We start from the raw sequence: 19,829 nt of genomic DNA, 5'->3' as shown, positions 1-19,829 counted from the left end.
TGCTTTCTCTTCTGTCCCTCTAAGTGAGCAGAAATATGAGACGATACAGGATGGTTGGGGAGAAGAGGAAACTGAGAGCTGCCTATTGTGTCAGGACAGCTTATGGGCCTAGTTCAAGAGTATGATTCAACGCAGCCTCAAGATTGTTCACGTTGGTGATTTTTTCTTTAGTTTAAAGAAGCGTGCTCCAAGCCAATTTAGCGTAGGGGGTAAGCTGACGAATGGTCTTATTCGCAATGGCCACCATGTCATTAATTTTTCTTATCGTGATGTTGCTAGAGCAAGTGGATGGTTTCGTAGTCGTCGGTGGGGAAGAGGGCATCTTTGCCGTGCATTGAAAGAGTTCATGCTCTCATGCCGTCCTGATATCCTTTTGTTGGGTCATGGCTATATGATTCCACCAGACGTTATTGCGGACATTAAGCAAGCCCTCCCGGGTTTAGTGGTCATACAATGGAACATCGACGCTCTTTTTGTGGAAGAGAATGCGCGTGACTTTGCGGCGCGACATGAGGTTGTCGATGCAAGTTTTATTTCAACAGCAGGGCCTATGGTAAGGCAGTTGATAGGGCCAAAGGGTAAAGCCGGTTTTTTACCAAACCCTGTTGATTGGTCTGTTGAGCGTGGGCGGGCTCATGAAAAACGTGAGCTAGAGGCTGATGTCTTTTATGCGTGTGGCAATCCAGCACGACAACGGATTGTGTGCGGCACATCGTGGGAAATGAATGCGTTTTGCCACATGTTGGAAGAGCATGCGCCAGAGACTATCCGTTTTTCTTATGCAGGAGTGCGCGGACAGCCTTATTGCAGTGGGGCAGACTATGCGGAGCGTTTGGGGAATGCGGCGATGGGGCTGAATATTAGCCGACGTGCGGACTATCCTTTGTATAGTTCCGATCGACTAGCTCACATGATTGGCTCAGGTCAGTTAATTCTTATAGAACGTAAAACAGGTTATGATCAGTTTTTTGCTGACGATGAAATGGCTTTTTTTAGCTCTATTAGTGAATTAGTCGATCATATTGATTTTTATCATCATGATACAAAAGAGCGGCAACGCGTCGCTCGTGCGGGATGGCGGCGTTATCATGAGCTTTTTAATGAGCGCCGTATTGCTGATTATATTATTCATCATGCTTTGGGAGAAAATGGCACGAACCGTGAGTTTTGGGACGCGCTTTCTCTATGATCACGCGATATTGGCCTTTCATTGTGCTCGGTTTTGTCGCAAGCGGTTTTGTCATGCCGTCTTTGCCGGTATGGGCCTTATGTTTTTACCTCCTCTTTATTCCCCTTTTTATGGGCCGTGTAGCGTGTGGGGCCTTGGTTGTCCCGCGTGAAGCGTTCGGGGGCGGTCTTTTTGTTCTTTGGGCCTTGCTGAGTATCACGTGGAGCCCGTCATGGCATGGTATTGCTGATGTCGTGTGTACAGCTCTTTTTCTGTTGGGGGGCGTGCTAGCATTAAGGGATCGTCCAGACTTCTCGTATCAGCTCAAGCGTGTGTGTGTCATTGGGATGTCACTCAATGCTGGCGTGACGTTGTTGACACTTCTTTTAGGCTTAGAGAGCAGAGACAGGCCCGGTGGGGTTGGGGTATTGCACACCACATTGCCCGCCGTGATTATCGCTGGGATATGTTTTCTATGGGCAAGCGCGTCTTTCCTAAAGAACGAGAAAGCATCATCGGATACGATAGCCGCTTTGCTGATCCTTCCTTCTTTTATGGTCTTTAGTGGGAGCCGCACACCGTGTGTTGCTGTTGCTGTGGCGGTATTGCTGCTGGCTGTAACAGCACAGAAAGGCCGGTTTTGGCGCTTATGTACTCTTGTCGGGGGCTCACTTTTTGTCAGTGGTGTTATCCTGTGGAGGCGGGTTGCGTCTTTTATGCAAGACGCTGTAGCGCGCGGCGATAGCTATCATCGCCTTATTTGGAAAACAGTATGGGGACAGAGCTGGCAAAGACCATGGATTGGCCACGGCCAAGGTGCACCGGTGCGTGTCGCTGTTGATGGTCAATTGTTTGCGCATGCGCATAATCTCTATCTAGGCACTTTTTATAGCTATGGGTTTGTTGGAGAGTTGTTGCTTGTCTTGGCTTTTGGATGGCCGATGGTGCGTTGTCTCAAACGCAGAGATTGGGAGGTTATGGCAGTCTTTTCCTTCATAGCGCTCGTCGTGATGACAGACATTGCATGCCCTCTTAAAGGGCCATCTGAAATCTGGTATGTCCTTTGGGTGCCGTGGCTGTGCTTAGTGGATTGTGACCGTACCTTCTATGGGCAGGGTGGGAAAGTGCAGCTGTAACATGTGTATCGTCCTAATTTTGGCGCTATGATAAACGCTTGATGATATTTTTGCTGTAGCGTGACGGCAATATAAGAGGGAGAAAGCTAAGTGAGCCTTCAGGTTCTCATGACACCTGACTGTCAGGTGATCTGTGTTGGAGAAGATGGCCAATTCTACGCGCGTTCTTTGAACAGCGAGGGCCCCCTTGAGGGGCTTGTTGGCCTCGTTCAACAGGGGGTGCACTGGTATCTTCGTTCTGTTTCGCAGCCTGTGCGCTGGTATGACCCCGTGTCGAAAAAGATGGTGTCATTACTGCCAGCACAGGGTGTCGCGTTTGACGTACGTGGTGTTAAGCTTAATCTTCTGCGTGCCAATGGTCATTATTTAAGTGTTGATTGGTCGGGTCATATTCGTTTTGACGCGAAGGAACCGTTGGCAGCGGCTGTGTTGCGCTTTATGGCGCTAGATGAATTGATGCTTTTACGTGAGATGTTGGCCAAACGATGGGTGTGTGGCCCAAGTGGCGAACACGTTCGTATAGAGATTGAAAAAAGCACCGTTGAAGAGCTTTTTATTGGGGATATTAAAGTCTCTTTTGAACAATTTATAGAAGCTGCGCGCCAGTCACAGCATCACGGTGATTTACTACTGAATGAGGAATGGAAGATCTGGCGCTTTACAGATTACAATCCTCTTATCGTTATTGAGTCTTTTGGCGCGTCTTCATTGGAGGAATTGCCCATTGCTCTGGAGAGTTTGGAAAGCCTTGGACAATATCACGGGGAGGTTATGGTCACGTCCAACCAACCTGAGGGAAAAGTAAGGGCTTGTTTTCCCCCAAATCATGATAGCAAGGTGATCCGCGTGGTGTCGGTTGAGGATGAAGACCGCTTTGCAGCTTTGCGCACACGTGCTCGCTTGATGGCTGATCCCGATATGCTGGCAGACTATACGCCGCTGCTTTTTGTAGAGGCCGGTGTTGTTTTCGACCAAAATATTGAAAGCTTCTTAGGGCGTTGCGCTTTGGCACGTTGCGTATCAGCAAAGGGCTATTTTCACCATCCTGAATTTTCAACGGAGCCACAAGAGCGTGACGTTATCGCAGGGCTGAAAGCAGGGCAGCTTTCGGGGCTTATGGTTGTTCCTCATGTCACTTTACACCGCCCGTATCTAGAGAAAGCATTTGATTTACTATCTCTCTGTATCAAAGAATATGGAGAGAACGTTATCCCTTGTGAAGCGCAGTCAATCCTCAATTATGGGCTGCGGCAGGTTGGAGACTTTTCTCCTTCTCTTGTAGAAACTCTCCTCCATCATGAATGTGATGAAGAGCTCAATCCATTTCATGCAAATGGTCTGTCTGGCTTTGCTGCGGATGATAAACGCCATGAGAGGATGGAGCGTTATTATAAAAACGTGAAGGAGTTGTGGGGAGCCGGCATGTGATGACCTCTGCCCTTCTGACGTACGATCTGCGCGTTCTATGTATGGAACATGGCAAACTTATTGCGCGAGCTTTAGACACCCTGGCAGACCTCACTCATGTTGTGTCACTTCAGTGGTATAATGGAGGGTGGAACCTTGTAACGCATACGCCTGAGCGGTGGTGGTATGACATTAATGCAGGCTGTTTTGATCGTTGCGTTCCTGAAGCTCGTATTGAGGTGGAGGGCGATCTTTTCGATGCGGGTATTTGTCGCCTCACCGGGCTAGATGGCTATTTTCATGCACAACTCTCCGGAGCGATAACTCCTTTTGGGGCGATGGCTCATCGGCGTGAATGCCGTTTCCGTTTGTTGGACGGTGATGATGTGCGTGCCCTTTGGCATGTCATGAAAGAGCGCTGGGTGCTGGGAGATCATCAACGTCTAGCACAGGCTTGTAGTGGCGAAAGCACGATATGGGAGATCCATTTTGGACGCTTGGTTGTTGAGTTTAAGGACTTCCTCATAGCGGCTCGAGAGCGGCAGCGCCTGTCACAACAGGCCCTGCTGGTTATGGCTGAGCGTTCCATTCATCGGGCTGTCCCTTATAAACCGGTGGTCTTTTACTCCCTAACGCAGGCAGAACAGCTTGCAGAATTGGCGCTTTCTCTCCGTAGTCTGGTCGAATGCGGACGCTATCAAGGGAATGTTTGTATTGCATCAGCTATGCCTGCTCAGCGTGTTGAAGCGTTCATTCCTGCTGAGTTAAAAGGACGTTATCGCTTAGTACGTTTATCTATGGGCGGAGAGCGTGACAAGGCGATGCCTCTCTTAGCGTCTTTGGTGAGTGGGATGTTTGATGATTACGCTCCTGTTGTTTGCTTGAAAAGTTCTGTCCTTGTGACACGACCTATCGACAAGACTTTACGACGCTTTGCGCAGGGGGGCTCCTCTCTGGGGGCGCCCGTCGAACATGTTTTTGAAGGGGATGATGTTCCTCAAGCAAACAAACATGGGGCGTTTCTAGGAGCAGCGCTGCCGGAGGGGCATAAGATACGGTATGGATTTACGATGTCCGTAGTGGTGTTGCCGTCAACGCGCCAGCAAAAAATCTTTCTAGAAGAGGCGCTACGCTCTGCCGTATCCTATTTAGGAAAGCCGCGTCACCCAGCTTATGCTGAGTATGAGGCGGGTATTTTTCATTATGTCGCCGCTGTTTTGGGGGCGTTTGATCCAGCTTTGTTAACGCAGCGGGACTGTAACCTTAACGACCCAGCAATGCCCGGACAGGTGGACGGCACGTTTTTGTGTTGTGAGGAATGGTTGGATAGCCATCGTACGGCTCTTATGCGGTCTCATCTTGAGAGTTTGCCAAGGACGGTATCATGATACGTTATGCTCTGATCACCCATGATTTTCGGGTGCCGTGTGCGGCAGAGGAAGGGCTTTTTTGTGGCCGTTTAGGAGGGCTAGAAACGCTCGATACAGTTATGTCGCTTGGTCAGAAGGGCGATAAATGGAGCTTTCTGAGCGCGCCGCCTTATACGTTATGGTATGATTTTCTCTCGGGCCGCCCTAACCGTGCCGTTTCTGCGGGATTAATGACGATTGAAACAACGAATGAGTCCGGTCTTGTTCGTTTAAAGGAAAAAGGCGGCTATCTTTCTGTGTCGGCACAAGATGCTGTGGACGTGGTGGAGGGCGACCCAGAGCGTTTTGGGGACCGCAGTATGTTCCGCCTTATCCCATGGGAGGATTTTACAAAGCTGTGGGCGGTTGCCCGACAGACGTGGTCGCTGGGCCCTGATGGAGAGAAGGCAACGATAGATGAGTGGAAAAGTAGCTTCCGTTCGTTAAAATTTGGGTCGCTGTGGGTCGATTTTGATCAATTTTGTGAAGCGATTATGAAACAACCGGCACCGCATGAGTTGTTATTCATGGCGGAGCGGAATGTATATCGTGCCGCTCTTTATCGGCCGGGCGTTCTTTACGTTGTTTTCGGTGATAAGGTCTTACAAGAATTCCGGACATCATTAGAAAGTCTTATGAACCCGGGCTTTTATACGGGAGAGATTCTGGTTGCGACGAATTTACTATCGGAGCAAATTGAAAGCGCCATGCCTCCTTCTATGCGGGATCAATGCCGTATTATCACGATGAGTGCATTTGATTACCCTGACTATATTTCAACACGACAGACACTCTTTAGTTCTGGGGTGCTCGATGATTACGCGCCTTTGCTCTATATGGATGGCGATATTGCGGTGAATGCACCCATTGAGCCGAACTTACTACGCGGTGCTTTAGAGCGGATGTCGAGTGCGCAGCTAGAGAATTTTAATGGGGATTTCCGACATTCGCAGAGTAATGGAGCGGTTCTCTATTCTAAGGATCCATACAATTTAGGGCGGACAGAAGCTGGCTTTAATACGGGTGTTTTTCTTGTGCCTAATGTAAAGGCGCAACGGCATTTATTAGATCCAGCGTTTTTGACGAATTTAATTTATACAGACATGCACGGTCGTGGCAGCATCCCGTTCCATGAACAATCCGTGATGAATTATGCTTTGCGTAAAATAGATGCATTTGACGCAACATTGATCAATAGTGTGACCGATGTTGGAGGGGATCCAAACTCTCCGATTGTGAAAGAGTATGGCAGCATGGCCCCAGAGCGTGCCCGTGGGTTTGTGCATTTCTGGTGTTATGGTGGGGCTAATCGTAGCTTGCCTATGGGGAACTATACGCGGCAGATTCGTCATTATCGCCGGCGGAAAGGTTTGTAAGCCAAGGCGCTAGCCCGTCATTGAAAAGCGAGCAACAAAAGGCTCGCTGAATGAAGGGCTAGAGGCTTATGGCTTATTGGACGTGGCTTTCAAAGTTCGCCACATTTTTGAGATGTTGCCGATTATAATTTAGTTCATCACGCGTAAGCTGAAAGCCGATTTCCATTGAGTAAGGACTGACTTGTGGGTTCTTCCCCGTCGGGATATCGATAAAGCGGAGCGGTGTGTTGAGGCGCTGCGTATCGTGTGATGGAGGAATGCGCACAGTGTCGGTGAAGGTCTTTTTATCAATGATCTTTCCATCCTGCACCACGGCGACAAAATAGGGCACATCTTCTGATGTATGGGTTGCCGCTGGGCCGCGCTCTTGTTGGAGGGCAAGGCTGAGGCGGACACGTGTCAGCGGGCGATGCTGTGCGTCTTTAGGCCCGTCACTGCAATCCCCGTTCACAGCGAGGATTTGCGTATGGCTAATTTGGTTCCCAATATCGAGTCCCTTACCGTTATAGACAAAACGATCAGCAATAGAGCCGGGCACATCGAAATGAGGGCAGGCAGGTGCAAAGGCACTAAGGCCTGTATCTTCTTCACCACAGCCTCCCAGTCCGCCTAGGGCTAAGAGGGCACAGGCGGGGCCTGCCACGCGAAGAAACGAGGAAAAATGAAGGCGAGGCGTGGACATCAGTCGCAGAAACTCCACAAGAAAACGGCGCAGACATTGCGCCAAGAGGCAATCCATCCGATATAAGCGCCTGAGTGAGTGTGTCAAAACCCCTCTTACACCCCTGTAAGAGCGTTGACGCCTTTTTATCATAGTGATTATCGCCTGCCTGGGGAAGATTATGTCAGAACAGACGAGACCAGAACCTTCAACCTCTGCACCCCCCGGGGCAGATGCACCAACGCCTAAGCGTTCCTTGCGTCTTTTGCTTGCAGGCCCGCGTGGTTTTTGCGCGGGGGTTGACCGTGCTATCCGCGTGGTTGAGGAGGCGTTGCGCCGTTATGGTGCGCCCGTCTATGTGCGCCATGAAATTGTCCATAACCGTACGGTTGTGGAAGGGCTTGAGGCTCAAGGTGCTATCTTTGTGGAAGAACTTGATGAAGTGCCACAAGATGCTCATGTGGTGTTTTCCGCCCATGGTGTGCCTAAGTCAGTGCCTGCAGAAGCTGAGCGCCGCAACCTTATCTATCTTGATGCGACGTGCCCGCTGGTGTCCAAAGTGCACCGTGAGGCTGAGCGTCACTTCGCTGGTGGCGGTGATGAGCAGCGTCATATTCTCATGATTGGCCATGCGGGGCATCCTGAAGTCGTTGGTACGATGGGCCAGCTCCCGCCTGGAGCTGTTACACTCATCAATGATGCGGAAGAGGCAGCGGCTGTTGAGCCTGCTGACCCTGACAAGCTCGCTTTTATTACGCAGACAACGCTTTCTGTTGACGATACGTCAGAGATTGTTGCGATCTTGCGGGAGCGTTTCCCTAAAATTGAAGGGCCACGCCGCGAAGATATTTGTTATGCGACGACGAATCGCCAAACAGCGGTTAAAGAATTGGCCGCTGAATGTGATCTTGTTGTCGTTATTGGTGCGACGAACTCTTCTAACTCTCAGCGTTTGCGAGAAGTGGCGGAACGCTCTTTGGCAAAACGTGCGCTCCTCGTCCCGAAAGTGGCTGATATGGACTGGAGCGAGCTTGAAGGGGTCAAAACACTCGGCATGAGTGCGGGGGCCTCTGCGCCAGAAAGTCTTGTTCAGGAAATGATCAGAGAGCTTTCCTTGCGTTTTGATGTACAAATTGAAGAACGCATTGTGAAAGAGGAAAATATCAATTTCCGCTTGCCTCACCCGCTGTCAGGAGCACATTGATTAGTCATGGCCGTGTATACGGAGCTACAGGAAGACGCATTACGTCATTTTTTGACGTCTTATGACCTCGGTACCCTTCAATCTTATGAGGGGATTGCCGAGGGGATCGAAAATAGTAATTTTCGTCTCACCACAACAAAGGGCGTGTTTATCCTCACGCTTTTTGAAAAGCGTATGAACCCAGAAGAACTTCCTTGGTTTCTGGGTTTTATGGGGCATTTGGCCCAAGAGGGAATTGCGTGCCCCCTTCCTGTGGTTGGTCGTGACGGGGAAGCGTTGCGAACCCTCGCTGGGCGTCCAGCTGTCATTGTTACGTTCCTTCAAGGTAAGTCTCTTACAGAGTATGATACTTCGTCTTGTGAGGCAGTTGGCCGCATGATGGCGCGGTTGCATCAAGTCGGGCAGGGTTATGCACCCATGCGGCGGAATGCGCTTGATGTTCTGGGGTGGAAAGACCTTTTAGAGCGTTGCAGGAGTGGTGGTGATCCGTCACTAGAGGCTCTCATAACAGAGGCGCAGAGCCGTTTGGCATGGCTGGAAGAGCATTGGCCAGACGAGCAAACATTGCCGCGCGGCCCGATCCATGCGGATATGTTCCCTGATAATGTCTTTTTTAATCAGAGCGCTCTGAGCGGTGTGATTGATTTCTACTTCGCCTGTACAGATTTTCTGGCGTACGACCTCGCGATTTGTCTTAATGCATGGTGCTTTGATCAGGATATGACCTATCGCTCAGAATGGGCACAATCTATGATCAAGGGCTACGAAGCTATTCGCCCTCTTTCCCCCCAAGAGCGTGCTTTTTTACCGATTCTGTGTCAGGGGGCCGCATTACGCTTTTTGCTAACGCGTCTTTATGATTGGGTGCATACTCCAAAGGATGCATTGGTAACGCGGAAAGATCCGTGGGAATACCAAAAGCGCTTGGCCTTTTTTGCGGAGCAGGACTATGTCTGACACATCTTCTGACGAAACAGTTCCGTATGTTGAAATTTGGACAGACGGGGGCTGTAAACCGAACCCGGGTCCGGGAGGATGGGGCATATTGCTACGCTGCCAAGGGCGTGAGCGTGAGCTAAAAGGTGGTGAAGCTGAAACGACGAATAATCGTATGGAGCTTACAGCTGCCGCCGTTGCCCTAGAAACATTGACCAAGCGTTGCACCGTCCATCTGACAACCGATAGTGAATATCTCAGGAATGGGATTACGCGGTGGCATACAGGATGGGTGCGACGGAATTGGCGCAATGCATCGGGTGATCCTGTTGCTAATATGGATTTATGGCGTCGTATTTTAGATGTATCTAAACGCCATGATGTCGAATGGCATTGGGTAAAAGCCCATGCAGGCCATGTGGAAAATGAGCGTGTTGATCAGCTCGCGACCCAGGGGCGGGAAGAGCTTGAAGCATCGGATGCTTCATAGAGGAGTGGGGTTGTGAAGGTTGCCTCTCTGCATATCTACCCAGTTAAAAGTTTAGGTGGCGTATCCTGTTCGTCATTCACCTTTGAACCATGGGGGCCAGAGAGGGATCGGCGATGGATGGTGGTTGATGCGGAAGGGCGTTTTTTAACGCAGCGTCAACTGCCCGTGATGGCTCAGATTAAGCCTATCATGCGAGAAAATGGTTTAACTCTTACACGTGAGCATGCTGCCAGTCTTGATGTAGATTGTCCCAGCCGATCAGATAGGCAGTCAGTCACTGTTTGGAAGAGTGACGTTTTAACATGTGATGCTGGTGATAAAGCCGCTGAGTGGCTTTCTTCCATCCTTGGGAAGGCGTGTCGCCTTGTATATATGGATGAGCCCCAAAAAGCGCGGAAACAGCATTATAAGGGATATGACTATCCAACATCTTTTGCCGATGGTTTCCCAGGTTTGCTGTGCACAGAAGCTTCACTGAATAACCTGAACGAGCGTTTGGCTCATCCAGTGTCAATGGAACGCTTTCGTCCCAACATCGTTGTCTCAGGAGCGCTACCGTGGGCGGAAGACCGATGGGGCCTGCTTGCGGTAGGAGAGGCTGTTTTACGGGTGGTAAAGCCATGCTCACGCTGCATTATGACAACGGTTGATCAAGCAAGCGGACACATTCCTGAAGCCGGGCAGCCTCTTAAAGAGCTCGGCACTTTCCGACGACAGGAAAAGGGGATCATGTTTGGCCAAAATGTCATTGTAGAAAAGCCGGGGCGCGTGAAGTTGGGTGATTCTGTGCGTTGTCTTTAAAAGAAAACAGGCTGTTATGATTTTTTTTCACAGAAGGGGGGTTTACCTCGGCGTGTCATTTAGATAAAAGAATTTCCACCTGATCCCGAATAGCTCAGTTGGTAGAGCAAACGACTGTTAATCGTTGGGTCGTAGGTTCGAGTCCTACTTCGGGAGCCAATTTTAAAAGCCTAAGCCTTGTGCTTGGGCTTTTTTTATATCATGCGGCTTCTTCTGCATCTAAAAGATAAATAGGGGGTTTACCTCTGCGGGTTGTTTAGGTAAAAGACACCCATCTGATCCCGAATAGCTCAGTTGGTAGAGCAAACGACTGTTAATCGTTGGGTCGTAGGTTCGAGTCCTACTTCGGGAGCCAATTTTAAAAGCCCAGGCCTTGTGCTTGGGCTTTTTTATTGCTGTACTTTCTTTGGCTCAAAGAGTTGCAAAATTTGTCGACTGAAGGCAGATGAAACGCATGACAGCAACACAAAATACTACACCTCAGAATGTAAACTATGCGACCGTTACGTGGGATCAGCTTCATCGTGATGCCCGTTTGTTGGCAACGGAGCTTATGCACAAGCATAAGCCATTCCGTGGTCTTGTCGCGATTACACGAGGTGGCCTTATCCCAACGGCGATTCTTGGCCGTGAGCTAGGGTGTCGTTTAATCGAAAGCGTCTCCGTCGTCAGCTATGAGGCAGAGGAGGGGACACAACAAAAACCCGTTACATTAAAAGCACCAGAGGCAGCTGGTGATGGTGAGGGCTTCCTCATTGTTGATGACCTCGTTGATTCCGGCGTGACAGCTCGTTACGTGCGCGAGATGCTGCCAAAAGCTGTTTTTGCATGTCTTTATGCAAAGCCTGATGGGAAGCCTTTCACAGACCATTTTGTGACGGAAGTCCCGCAGGATACCTGGGTTTTATTCCCATGGGATACCGCACCTCTTTTTGTTCCACCTCTTAATCGCGGCACGAAAAGCTAATTTTTTTAAAAAAAACAGTGAAATAGGCAAGAAACCCTCTTGCCTATTTAGCTAAGCTCTCCTATACACCTCCTTGTCGTCGGGGCGTGGCGCAGCCTGGTAGCGCGCTTGTTTTGGGTACAAGAGGCCCCCGGTTCGAGTCCGGGCGCCCCGACCACTGCAGATTACGAAGGCAGAGCGCCCTTAGCTCAGCTGGATAGAGCAACAGCCTTCTAAGCTGTGGGTCGCTGGTTCGAATCCAGCAGGGCGCACCAGCCAAAAACTGCGGTTTTTCTTACATTCCTTTCCTTAAAAAATTGAGTGACGTTCCCCACCAGGAACGTATAGGGCACAAATTCCAGTGCATGACTATATGGCTCTGTGCGCTGTAAGTTGCGTTGGTCCCGCTAAAGTTGCCGGATAATGTCACAAGGGTCGGTAGAGATTGCCTCACAAATCACCATAAATTCGATAACATCAATGCGTCTTTCGCCAAGCTCATATTTTGAGACGAAAGATTGAGGCTTTTTGAGCTGCCGGGCGAGCTCCACCTGTGTAAGAGGTTTTTCCTTACGTGCAGTAATGAGTAACTGCAGCATTTTTGTGTACCGATCGGAAAAAATAGATTTCATGAGAGCCTCCAGAAAGGCCTTGTAGAAATGAGATTTATAAATATCCCAAAATAGGATATTTATAAATGCAGCACTTTTTGACGTCACGCGTAAGCAGAAGGGTGTCTATTGGCTGATAAAGTAGTTTGTTTGATTGGGAGAGCAGGAAAGTGCCTTTTATCTTTTTAGGCCTAGCGGGCTGGGTGTTTTTGATTTGTATCTAAGTTTTATGGGCCTCCAGGCGTTGATAGGGACACTGTTTGCAGTGTTCGCTCTTGGTATCGCCTTTTTCTTTCGCACGTCGATTGTTTTGGTTGTCGGTAGTTACATGGGAGCAGTGAATGTTTTGGGGTGGCCATGGTGGGGAGGTGTCTTGGTGGCGAGCCCTGGGTTGTTGTTCATCCTGCCTCAGATGGTGGACGAGCTTTTTAGCAGGATGAGGTAGGAAGCTACCGGATTCATGCCGCTGTTTTTCTTCTCTGAAGAATGACCTTTCAATATTATGGAGTTTTATGATGGCTACACGCAACGATAGATCTGTGGACGATCTCACAAAAGAATTCTCTGATTTTTTACGAGATATAGCAAAGACTTCTCAAGTTCTCAGTTATGCTAATCGAGGTATCTTCAATAGATTTTCTTGGGCCTCTGTCGCTGGCAAAGCGGATGGGGCTCGAGTGTGGTATGATCGGGCTGTATTTTCGACATGCGCGTCAGAAGAGCGGATAACGATGCTTCATCACGCACGTAACGGCATTATGATTGTGCGTAATGAAGCGAAAAAAGATTTAGATAACAATAAAAAATATCGAGAAATTTGTAGTGAATTATATGAAAAGACAAGCGTTGCTATATCGACAATAGAATCATTGATTCATAATGCAAAACAAAGAATATAAAAATATTAGTGTTGTGTAAAATTATGTATTTATTATAATATATCTCTTTTTTAAGTAGTTAATATGTCATTGGTGTACCAATGAAATATTAACTTGCAAAAAAAATAATAAAGGGGATAAAAACGACAGAATAACTTATGGGAATGCTCGGCAAGGGCAGTGCTGGGATTCTAAAAACATTAAAGCGACTTAACGTAGAGGGAAAAGCGGCTGGAGCAAAGGTTTGGTCTTTTACGAGCGATTAAGGCTAGTAACAAAGGCCTTGCGGTAGAGGCACTATCGAACGCAGAGAAAACCTGCCAAGCTCTTCATTGGAAGAAGATATATGCCTTCTTCTATATGTACGTACGAGCGATACTCCCTTTGTATATGGGGGAGTTAAAGATGTATATGGAACCTTCTCAATAGAAATTTATACAACGCGCCTAGTAAAGAATGTAGCATATGTTGTCGTTCCCCATCCCCCAATGGACCAGCGTTCACATGGAGGGTGGGGGTTAAAAAACAGGTAGTAGTAGAGAAAGTTTTTCATTCCAGAGCATCTCGTCAGCGATGAGAGACAACGATATAGTGGCGTGATTGCTATCCGTGCGTGTGAAAAGGTCGTGCCCATGCCTGAGAATACTCTTGCTTCCACTGTTTTATCGTCTCAGGAAACGCCTTTAGAAAAACTGCTCGGATGGATTGATACATCGTCTCCGACGAACCGGGATCGGGGCACGAACTTTGAACAATTATGCCTCACGTATCTGAAGAATAGCCCGCGTTGGAAAGCGCTGTTTCAGGCCGTTAAGACCTATGCACAATGGGCCGCAGAGCATGCGGAGCATGTATCAGATGGGCGTGATACGGGCATTGATCTGGTGGGCGTGCGTCATGATGGTCGTGCTGTTGCCATCCAATGTAAGTTTTTCACCTCGGGCGCGCGTGTTTCCAAAAAAGAAATTGATTCGTTTATCTCTGCCAGCCCACTTAGAGAAAGCAGTTTTTCCGATCGTTTGCTGATTACGACGGCGCCATTAGGGGATAATGCGCAGAAGACAGCCTATGAAAACAGGTTGATTATTGTTGATCAACAAGGATTGGAAGAAAGTGGGTTTGATTGGGCGCATTACGTGCCGGAGGAGGCTCTTTTAACAGAGGGCGCGCGTGAACCGCTCTCATTACGGGCGTATCAGGTTTCCGCAGTGGCGGCCTGTCATGAGGCTTTTTGTGAGCAAAGCAAAGAGCGTGCGCAGCTTCATATGGCGTGCGGAACAGGGAAGACGCTCACCTCATTAGCGATTGCAGAAGAGGTTGCAGGTGCTGGCAAGACGGTGCTGTTTCTTGCGCCATCGCTAGGGCTTGTGCAGCAGACGTTGGATGCGTGGACGAACAAAGCCAGCACGGCCATTACGCCCCATGTTGTGTGTTCTGATTCAGACATCGGCAAACGTGTTGTGGATGGGGAAGGGGCGCGTTTTGTCATTCAGACGCTGTCTTATCCTGCCACGACGGAGCCAGCCTCGCTCGTAAAGTCCTTTCAAAAAGGTCAGGCAGCAGAAAAGCTGAGCATGACGGTGGTGTTCGCGACGTATCAGTCGATTGCGACCGTGCATGAGGCACAAAAAGAAGCGTATGGCTTGCCAGAGTTTGATCTGGTGATTTGCGATGAAGCCCACCGCACAACAGGACTTGTGGAGCAGGGGGATGACCCCGGCATGTTCCAAGCGGTGCATGATGGGGCGTATCTCCAAGCTAAGCACCGCCTCTATATGACGGCAACGCCGCGTATTTATGCGGGTGAGACGAAGCAGAAGGCCAGTCAGAAGGCGATGGTGCTGGCATCTATGGATGATGAGAAGACCTACGGGCCAGTCGTCTTTGCCTATAGCTTTCGTCAGGCCGTGGATGATGGCTATTTGTGCGATTATCGTCTTGTGGTGCTGCGTATTCAGCAAAGCGATGTGCGGAAAATACTGGCGAACTCGTCACATGAGGATGACCGCCAAGCAGCAGAAGCAAACATGGAGGAGGTGCCCCAAAAAACAGGACGTAAGCGCGGCGGAAAGCTGAAGGACGAGGCCGAGCAAGCGCGGGTGAATCTTGATGATGCCTCGCGGATTATTGGCTGCTGGCGAGCGATGTTAGGGCATGACCTCGTGACAGAAACGGGAGCTGAAGGGGCTGAAAAGCCCATTCCTCAGCAAATGAAGCGGGCCGTGGCTTTTTGTGGGGCGATTGAGGAAGATACAGCGCTGGTTTCTTCCAAGAAGATTGCACGCGTTTTCTCTCATGTGGCCAATCTTTATGACCAAGAAAATGGCCTAACAGACAAACAGGCCGAGGCACGGCATGTTGATGGGTCTATGACGGGGAGCGAGCGTGAGGAAGCCTTGCGGTGGCTAAAGGCCGATACACCGGAGGGAACATCACGTATTCTCTCCAATGTGCGGTGCTTGTCTGAAGGCATTGATGTGCCCTCATTGGATGCGGCGTTGTTTCTATCTCCACGCAATTCCACAGCGGATATTATTCAGTCCGTTGGGCGTGTGATGCGGAAAGCACCGGGAAAGTCGTTGGGCTATATCATCGTGCCGATTGTGATCCCTGACTTTATTCCCGATGAAAATATTGAGCAGCATCTTGACCATAGCGGCTCGGGCTTTGCGTCTTTATGGAAGATTGCCGCAGCGCTGCGCTCGCATGACCCGCAGTTGGAAGCGGACGCGAACCAAGTGGCCATTGGCGCACGTGGGCGTATTACGAACTTGCTGACCGTCACAGCCCTTCCACAGCGGAAGAAGACAGACGAAGAACGCGCCGCTGATGGTGGTACGGATATGCTGGGCAGCGATGCCACGCAAGCACAACGTGAAGCACAGGCCAAACGGAACAAAGAGCGCCGCGAAAAGAAGCAGCAGCGTTCGTCTCAGGACGGCAACGACACGCAGAACCTTGACCTAGAGCTTGAGCAGCATATTCGCCATGAGGTCGATGCTTTTGGTGGGGCGGTGCGGGCGCGGCTTGTGAAGCGCCTGGGCAGTGGCGTGTATTGGGATGAATGGGCCAAGAAGGCCGGGTTTATTGCTCAGCAGCTCATGACCGAAATTACGCGTATGCGCAAAAGCACGAGCAATGCGGACTATGACAATGCCCGCAAAGCGTTCTCAACCTTGCTGAAGAATATCCGTAAGACGCTTAATAATGCGGTGTCAGAAGACCAGCTTACCGGGATGCTGGCCCAGCATATTGTCACCATGCCGCTTTTTGAAGCGCTCTTTGGGGATGGTGAAGCCAGCCGGACGGAAAAGAACCCCGTTGCGCGTGAGCTGGAACCCTGCGTGCAGGCTTTTCGCGAGGCGGGGCTTGCCCAGTTTGAAGGGGTGGAGCTGAAGGAGTTTTGGGCCGAGGTGCAGCGTTCTGTCAGAGGGATGAACGCGGTTGGGCGGCAAAAGCTCATTAAAACACTCTATGAGAAGTTCATTAAAAACGCCTTCCCCCGCGATGCCAAAGCCTTTGGTGTGGTCTATACGCCTATAGAGGTGGTGGACTTCATTTTGCACTCGATTGAAGCGGTGATGCAAAAGAGCTTTGGCCACGGCATGGGGGCCAAGAATGTGCATGTGCTAGACCCCTTTACAGGCACAGGCACGTTTATTGCGCGTCTTCTCGCCTCGGGGATTTTATCGCTTGAGCAAATGAAGGAAAAATATGAAAGCGGTATGATCTGGGCCAATGAGATCATGCTGCTGACATACTATATCGCGACCATCAATATCGAAACCGAATATGCCCGCATCACAGGGCAGTGGACGGCTTTTAAGGGCGGCGTATTTACCGACACCTTCATGCTGGACAATAAAGACCTTGAACGTCTGGCAGGGATGCGCGGCAATGCCGACCGTATTCGCCACGAAGCTGATGACAGCAATATCCGCGTGATCTTTGCCAACCCGCCTTACTCCTCAGGCGCCACGAAAGCGGGCGATGGTACGGAGTTGGTTAAATACCCACGTTTGGATAAGGCGATTGAAGAGAGCTATGTGCGGTTTTCGCAAAGCACGAATAAGAACTCCCTTTATGATTCCTACATTCGTGCCTTGCGTTGGTCATCGGATCGGATTGACGTGCAAGGCGTGATTGGCTTTGTCAGTGGTGCAGGCTTTTTGGAAGGCGCGGCCGCTGCTGGCGTGCGGAAATGTTTGGCTGAAGAGTTTTCTGACCTGTATGTGTTCCATTTGCGGGGGAACCAACGCACATCAGGTGAAACGTCACGGAAAGAGGGTGGGAAGATATTTGGGGAAGGTAGTCGTTCGCCTATCGCGATTTCCATTTTGGTGAAGAACCCCAAAGCCACCACGCGCGGTAACATTTTCTTTCACGATATTGGTGACTATCTCACGCGCGAGAAAAAGCTCGAACGGCTCGCGACGTTCCACTCTATTGAGGGGGTAGAGCAAGCGGGGCACTGGCAGAAGATCGCGCCTAATCAGCATCATGAGTGGATTAACCAGCGCGATGAGAGCTTCTCAGAGTTTATTTCTATGGGGAGTAAGAAAGCGCAAAAAGAAGGAACGCTTTTTGAAAGCTACTCATGTGGTGTGCAAACAAATCGTGATGCGTGGGTTTGGAATTTCTCTTCCGGTGTAGTGATGCGCAGTGTAGAGGGTATGGTGGAAGTTTATGAGGAAGAACGAAAAAGGTTGCACAATTTGGGAATAAATGGAGGAAAAGATAAACTGCTTCCTTTGTTTAAAGCATCTCCCAACTATACGACAGAAAAAATCAATTGGGCATCTTCAACGGTTGATCATTTGTTCTCTAATAGAATCTTGAGAAAAAATGATGGTGAAATAAGAAAGGGAACTTACAGGCCATTTACGAAAGAAAATATATTTTTTAGTAAAGTGCTTAACCATAGGCCATACCAACAGTTCAAACTCTTCCCCTACGCAGAAGCCGAAAACTTGGCGATTTGTGTGACGGGAGTAGGGGTAGCGCGTTTTGCTTGTTTTATTGTTGATAGGTTACCTGACCTTAGTACCTTAGGTGCGGCGACAGGCACACAATGCTTCCCTCTCTACATCTATGAAAAAGAAGAGGCCGAGCAGGGTGGGCAATCGGATCTGCTCCATCGGGATAATAGCACCGGGGCTTCTCATAACGGCTATCGTCGGAAATACGCTCTAACAGAGGTGGGACTCGCACATTTCCAAGAAGCTTACCCAGAGGAAGAGATCAGCAAAGAAGACGTGTTCTTTTATGTTTATGGGCTACTGCATTCTCCTGAGTATCGTCAGAAATACGCGACCTCTCTAAGTAAAGAGCTGCCACGCATTCCACGCGTCAAAACAGCAGAGGCCTTTAGGCAGTTTTCCCAAGCCGGGCGCACATTGGCTGTGCTGCACACGGAGTATGACGCGCAAAAGCCGTATCACGACCCTGATACGAGTGAGAACGTGCACATTACCTCAGCCGGGAGTGAGGAAGAGACCTTTCACGTGCAGCAAATGGCCTATGCCCCCAAAAAAGGCGGCAAAGCACGCGAGAAAGACCGCACAACGCTCATCTATAACCCGCACGTAACAGTCACGAACATACCAGAAGAGGCCTATGACTACATCGTCAACGGCAAACCGGCCCTAGACTGGGTAGTAGAACGGCAATGCATCAGCACAGACAAAAAAAGCAGCATCACCAACGACGCCAATCGTTGGGCCATAGAAGAAATGCACAACCCCCGCTATCCTCTAGAGTTGTTCCTAAAAGTCGTTACTGTGTCTCTGAAGACGATGAAGGTTGTGAAGACGTTACCGGGGGTGGAGATATAAAGAGATTAATGTCATTAACCTTAAAGGCATTGGAATTTTGTATAGATTTAAAAAATGCATCGAATAGTATCGTTCTTTCTTCGGGATTGAAATTGTTCTCAATATATTCACCTCCAAATGCTGAGTTTTCAACATAGTTAAGAATTATATTTGAAAGGCCAATTTTTATATCGGTATCACTCTGGAGAAAGAACTGATTTATATATTTTTAAAAATTTCATTTTTCTTTGAAAAATAAAAAATAACTATAGTATGGTCATTTTCCGGGAGTATATTTAGAATAACTTGTTTTATATCCTCACTACTATCAGATGATTTGTCATTTAATTCACTCATCTCTTTATCCTTTATGGGTAAAATAAGGAAAAAATATTGATGAACAAGCGATGGGGAAAAAGTGTCAAAAATATGTATTTGATGTTCAAGGATAGATTCTTCAGAGATCTGATCTATATTTTTCTGTAGATCATGTAAAATCATGTTAAGTTCTGATATGTTGAGATTATTCTTTTGTAAGACGATTCTTTTATGAGTATTTTCAACAGAATTTATCACATAATATTTAACATAAGAAGGTTCTATTGTTATTTCTTATTTTTTTAGTTTCTCATATGAAAATATAAAATGACTAGGTGCATTACTTTCATTTATAGTATCACCTAGGCCATGTTGACAAAAATATTTTTGCATATGATGCACTCCTTCTCGTTGGAAAGGAGAGAGTGTATGCGCGGTGATTTAACAGACGCAGAATGGGCGATTATTGGTGAGCTTTTGCCGCCTGAGCGCGGTCGCTAGTCACGTCCAGCACACGATAATCGGCTTTTCCTCAACGGAATGCTGTATGTCCTGCGTGTCGGTTGTCCTTGGCGAGACATGCATGAACGTTACGGGAAATGGAATTCCGTCTACGTTCGGTTTCGCCGATGGGCCGAACAAGGGGTCTGGGATGCTTTGCTCGAACCACTGGTT

Annotated in this window: 15 protein-coding genes, 4 tRNA genes and 1 pseudogene; 17 read left to right on the top strand and 3 right to left on the bottom strand. The window is 48.9% G+C overall.

Annotated features, from left to right (window positions below; all coding sequences use genetic code 11):
• Positions 1-121 precede the first annotated feature (121 nt).
• The 5 genes from F457_RS12835 to F457_RS0109900 all read left to right on the top strand — a co-directional run bounded on the left by F457_RS12835 (position 122) and on the right by F457_RS0109900 (position 6,496).
• Complete coding sequence (locus F457_RS12835; RefSeq protein WP_018980988.1) at positions 122-1,189, top strand: glycosyltransferase family protein; 1,068 nt, start codon at positions 122-124, stop codon at positions 1,187-1,189.
• Positions 1,186-2,304, top strand: coding sequence for an O-antigen ligase family protein (locus tag F457_RS0109915; RefSeq protein ID WP_018980987.1), 1,119 nt, complete (start codon positions 1,186-1,188; stop codon positions 2,302-2,304). Before F457_RS12835 ends, F457_RS0109915 begins: the two co-directional genes overlap by 4 nt.
• 90 nt (positions 2,305-2,394) lie before the next feature.
• Complete coding sequence (locus tag F457_RS0109910) at positions 2,395-3,732, top strand: hypothetical protein (RefSeq protein ID WP_018980986.1); 1,338 nt, start codon at positions 2,395-2,397, stop codon at positions 3,730-3,732.
• Positions 3,729-5,099, top strand: a complete 1,371-nt coding sequence (locus tag F457_RS0109905) for a hypothetical protein (RefSeq protein WP_156809431.1) — start codon at positions 3,729-3,731, stop codon at positions 5,097-5,099. Before F457_RS0109910 ends, F457_RS0109905 begins: the two co-directional genes overlap by 4 nt.
• Positions 5,096-6,496, top strand: coding sequence for a hypothetical protein (locus F457_RS0109900; RefSeq protein ID WP_018980984.1), 1,401 nt, complete (start codon positions 5,096-5,098; stop codon positions 6,494-6,496). Before F457_RS0109905 ends, F457_RS0109900 begins: the two co-directional genes overlap by 4 nt.
• 73 nt (positions 6,497-6,569) lie before the next feature.
• Here the strand turns inward: F457_RS0109900 and F457_RS0109895 are convergent, their stop codons facing one another.
• Entirely contained in the window at positions 6,570-7,178 is a 609-nt protein-coding gene (locus F457_RS0109895) for a hypothetical protein (RefSeq protein WP_040921075.1), read from the bottom strand.
• 160 nt (positions 7,179-7,338) lie between these two features.
• Between F457_RS0109895 and ispH the strand changes: the two genes are divergently transcribed.
• The 9 genes from ispH to F457_RS0109850 all read left to right on the top strand — a co-directional run bounded on the left by ispH (position 7,339) and on the right by F457_RS0109850 (position 11,809).
• Positions 7,339-8,361 (top strand): 4-hydroxy-3-methylbut-2-enyl diphosphate reductase, encoded by a 1,023-nt coding sequence (ispH, locus tag F457_RS0109890; RefSeq protein WP_018980982.1) that lies wholly within the window; start codon positions 7,339-7,341, stop codon positions 8,359-8,361.
• Between the two features lie 6 nt (positions 8,362-8,367).
• Positions 8,368-9,318, top strand: a complete 951-nt coding sequence (locus F457_RS0109885; RefSeq protein WP_018980981.1) for a homoserine kinase — start codon at positions 8,368-8,370, stop codon at positions 9,316-9,318.
• Positions 9,311-9,787, top strand: a complete 477-nt coding sequence (gene rnhA / locus F457_RS0109880; RefSeq protein ID WP_018980980.1) for a ribonuclease HI — start codon at positions 9,311-9,313, stop codon at positions 9,785-9,787. The genes F457_RS0109885 and rnhA overlap by 8 nt, the downstream gene beginning before the upstream one ends.
• A 12-nt stretch (positions 9,788-9,799) precedes the next feature.
• Entirely contained in the window at positions 9,800-10,588 is a 789-nt protein-coding gene (locus tag F457_RS0109875) for an MOSC domain-containing protein (RefSeq protein ID WP_026294341.1), read from the top strand.
• Positions 10,589-10,671: 83 nt separating this feature from the next.
• Positions 10,672-10,747, top strand: a tRNA-Asn gene (locus tag F457_RS0109870).
• Between the two features lie 120 nt (positions 10,748-10,867).
• Positions 10,868-10,943 (top strand) — tRNA-Asn (locus tag F457_RS0109865).
• Between the two features lie 90 nt (positions 10,944-11,033).
• Positions 11,034-11,555 carry a xanthine phosphoribosyltransferase gene (gpt, locus tag F457_RS0109860; protein WP_018980978.1) on the top strand — a complete coding sequence of 174 codons (522 nt, stop codon included), beginning with the start codon at positions 11,034-11,036 and terminating at the stop codon, positions 11,553-11,555.
• Between the two features lie 80 nt (positions 11,556-11,635).
• A tRNA-Pro gene (locus tag F457_RS0109855) sits at positions 11,636-11,712 on the top strand.
• 20 nt (positions 11,713-11,732) lie between these two features.
• Positions 11,733-11,809, top strand: a tRNA-Arg gene (locus F457_RS0109850).
• Positions 11,810-11,941: 132 nt separating this feature from the next.
• Here the strand turns inward: F457_RS0109850 and F457_RS0109845 are convergent.
• Entirely contained in the window at positions 11,942-12,166 is a 225-nt protein-coding gene (locus F457_RS0109845) for a helix-turn-helix domain-containing protein (protein WP_026294340.1), read from the bottom strand.
• 491 nt (positions 12,167-12,657) lie between these two features.
• Here F457_RS0109845 and F457_RS0109835 point away from each other — a divergent pair, with 491 nt between their 5' ends.
• Positions 12,658-13,044 (top strand): hypothetical protein, encoded by a 387-nt coding sequence (locus tag F457_RS0109835; RefSeq protein WP_018980975.1) that lies wholly within the window; start codon positions 12,658-12,660, stop codon positions 13,042-13,044.
• Between the two features lie 611 nt (positions 13,045-13,655).
• Entirely contained in the window at positions 13,656-18,857 is a 5,202-nt protein-coding gene (locus tag F457_RS0109830; RefSeq protein WP_018980974.1) for a type ISP restriction/modification enzyme, read from the top strand.
• Between the two features lie 198 nt (positions 18,858-19,055).
• Here the strand turns inward: F457_RS0109830 and F457_RS0109825 are convergent, their stop codons facing one another.
• Positions 19,056-19,337 (bottom strand): hypothetical protein, encoded by a 282-nt coding sequence (locus F457_RS0109825; RefSeq protein ID WP_018980973.1) that lies wholly within the window; start codon positions 19,335-19,337, stop codon positions 19,056-19,058.
• A gap of 333 nt (positions 19,338-19,670) precedes the next feature.
• On the opposite strand from F457_RS0109825, the pseudogene F457_RS14125 reads away from it, so the two are divergent.
• Positions 19,671-19,829 (top strand): annotated as a pseudogene (locus tag F457_RS14125) (transposase); the annotation flags it as partial.

This window comes from Saccharibacter floricola DSM 15669, assembly GCF_000378165.1.
GTDB lineage: Bacteria > Pseudomonadota > Alphaproteobacteria > Acetobacterales > Acetobacteraceae > Saccharibacter > Saccharibacter floricola.
This window is presented reverse-complemented; position numbering and strand designations above follow the sequence as displayed.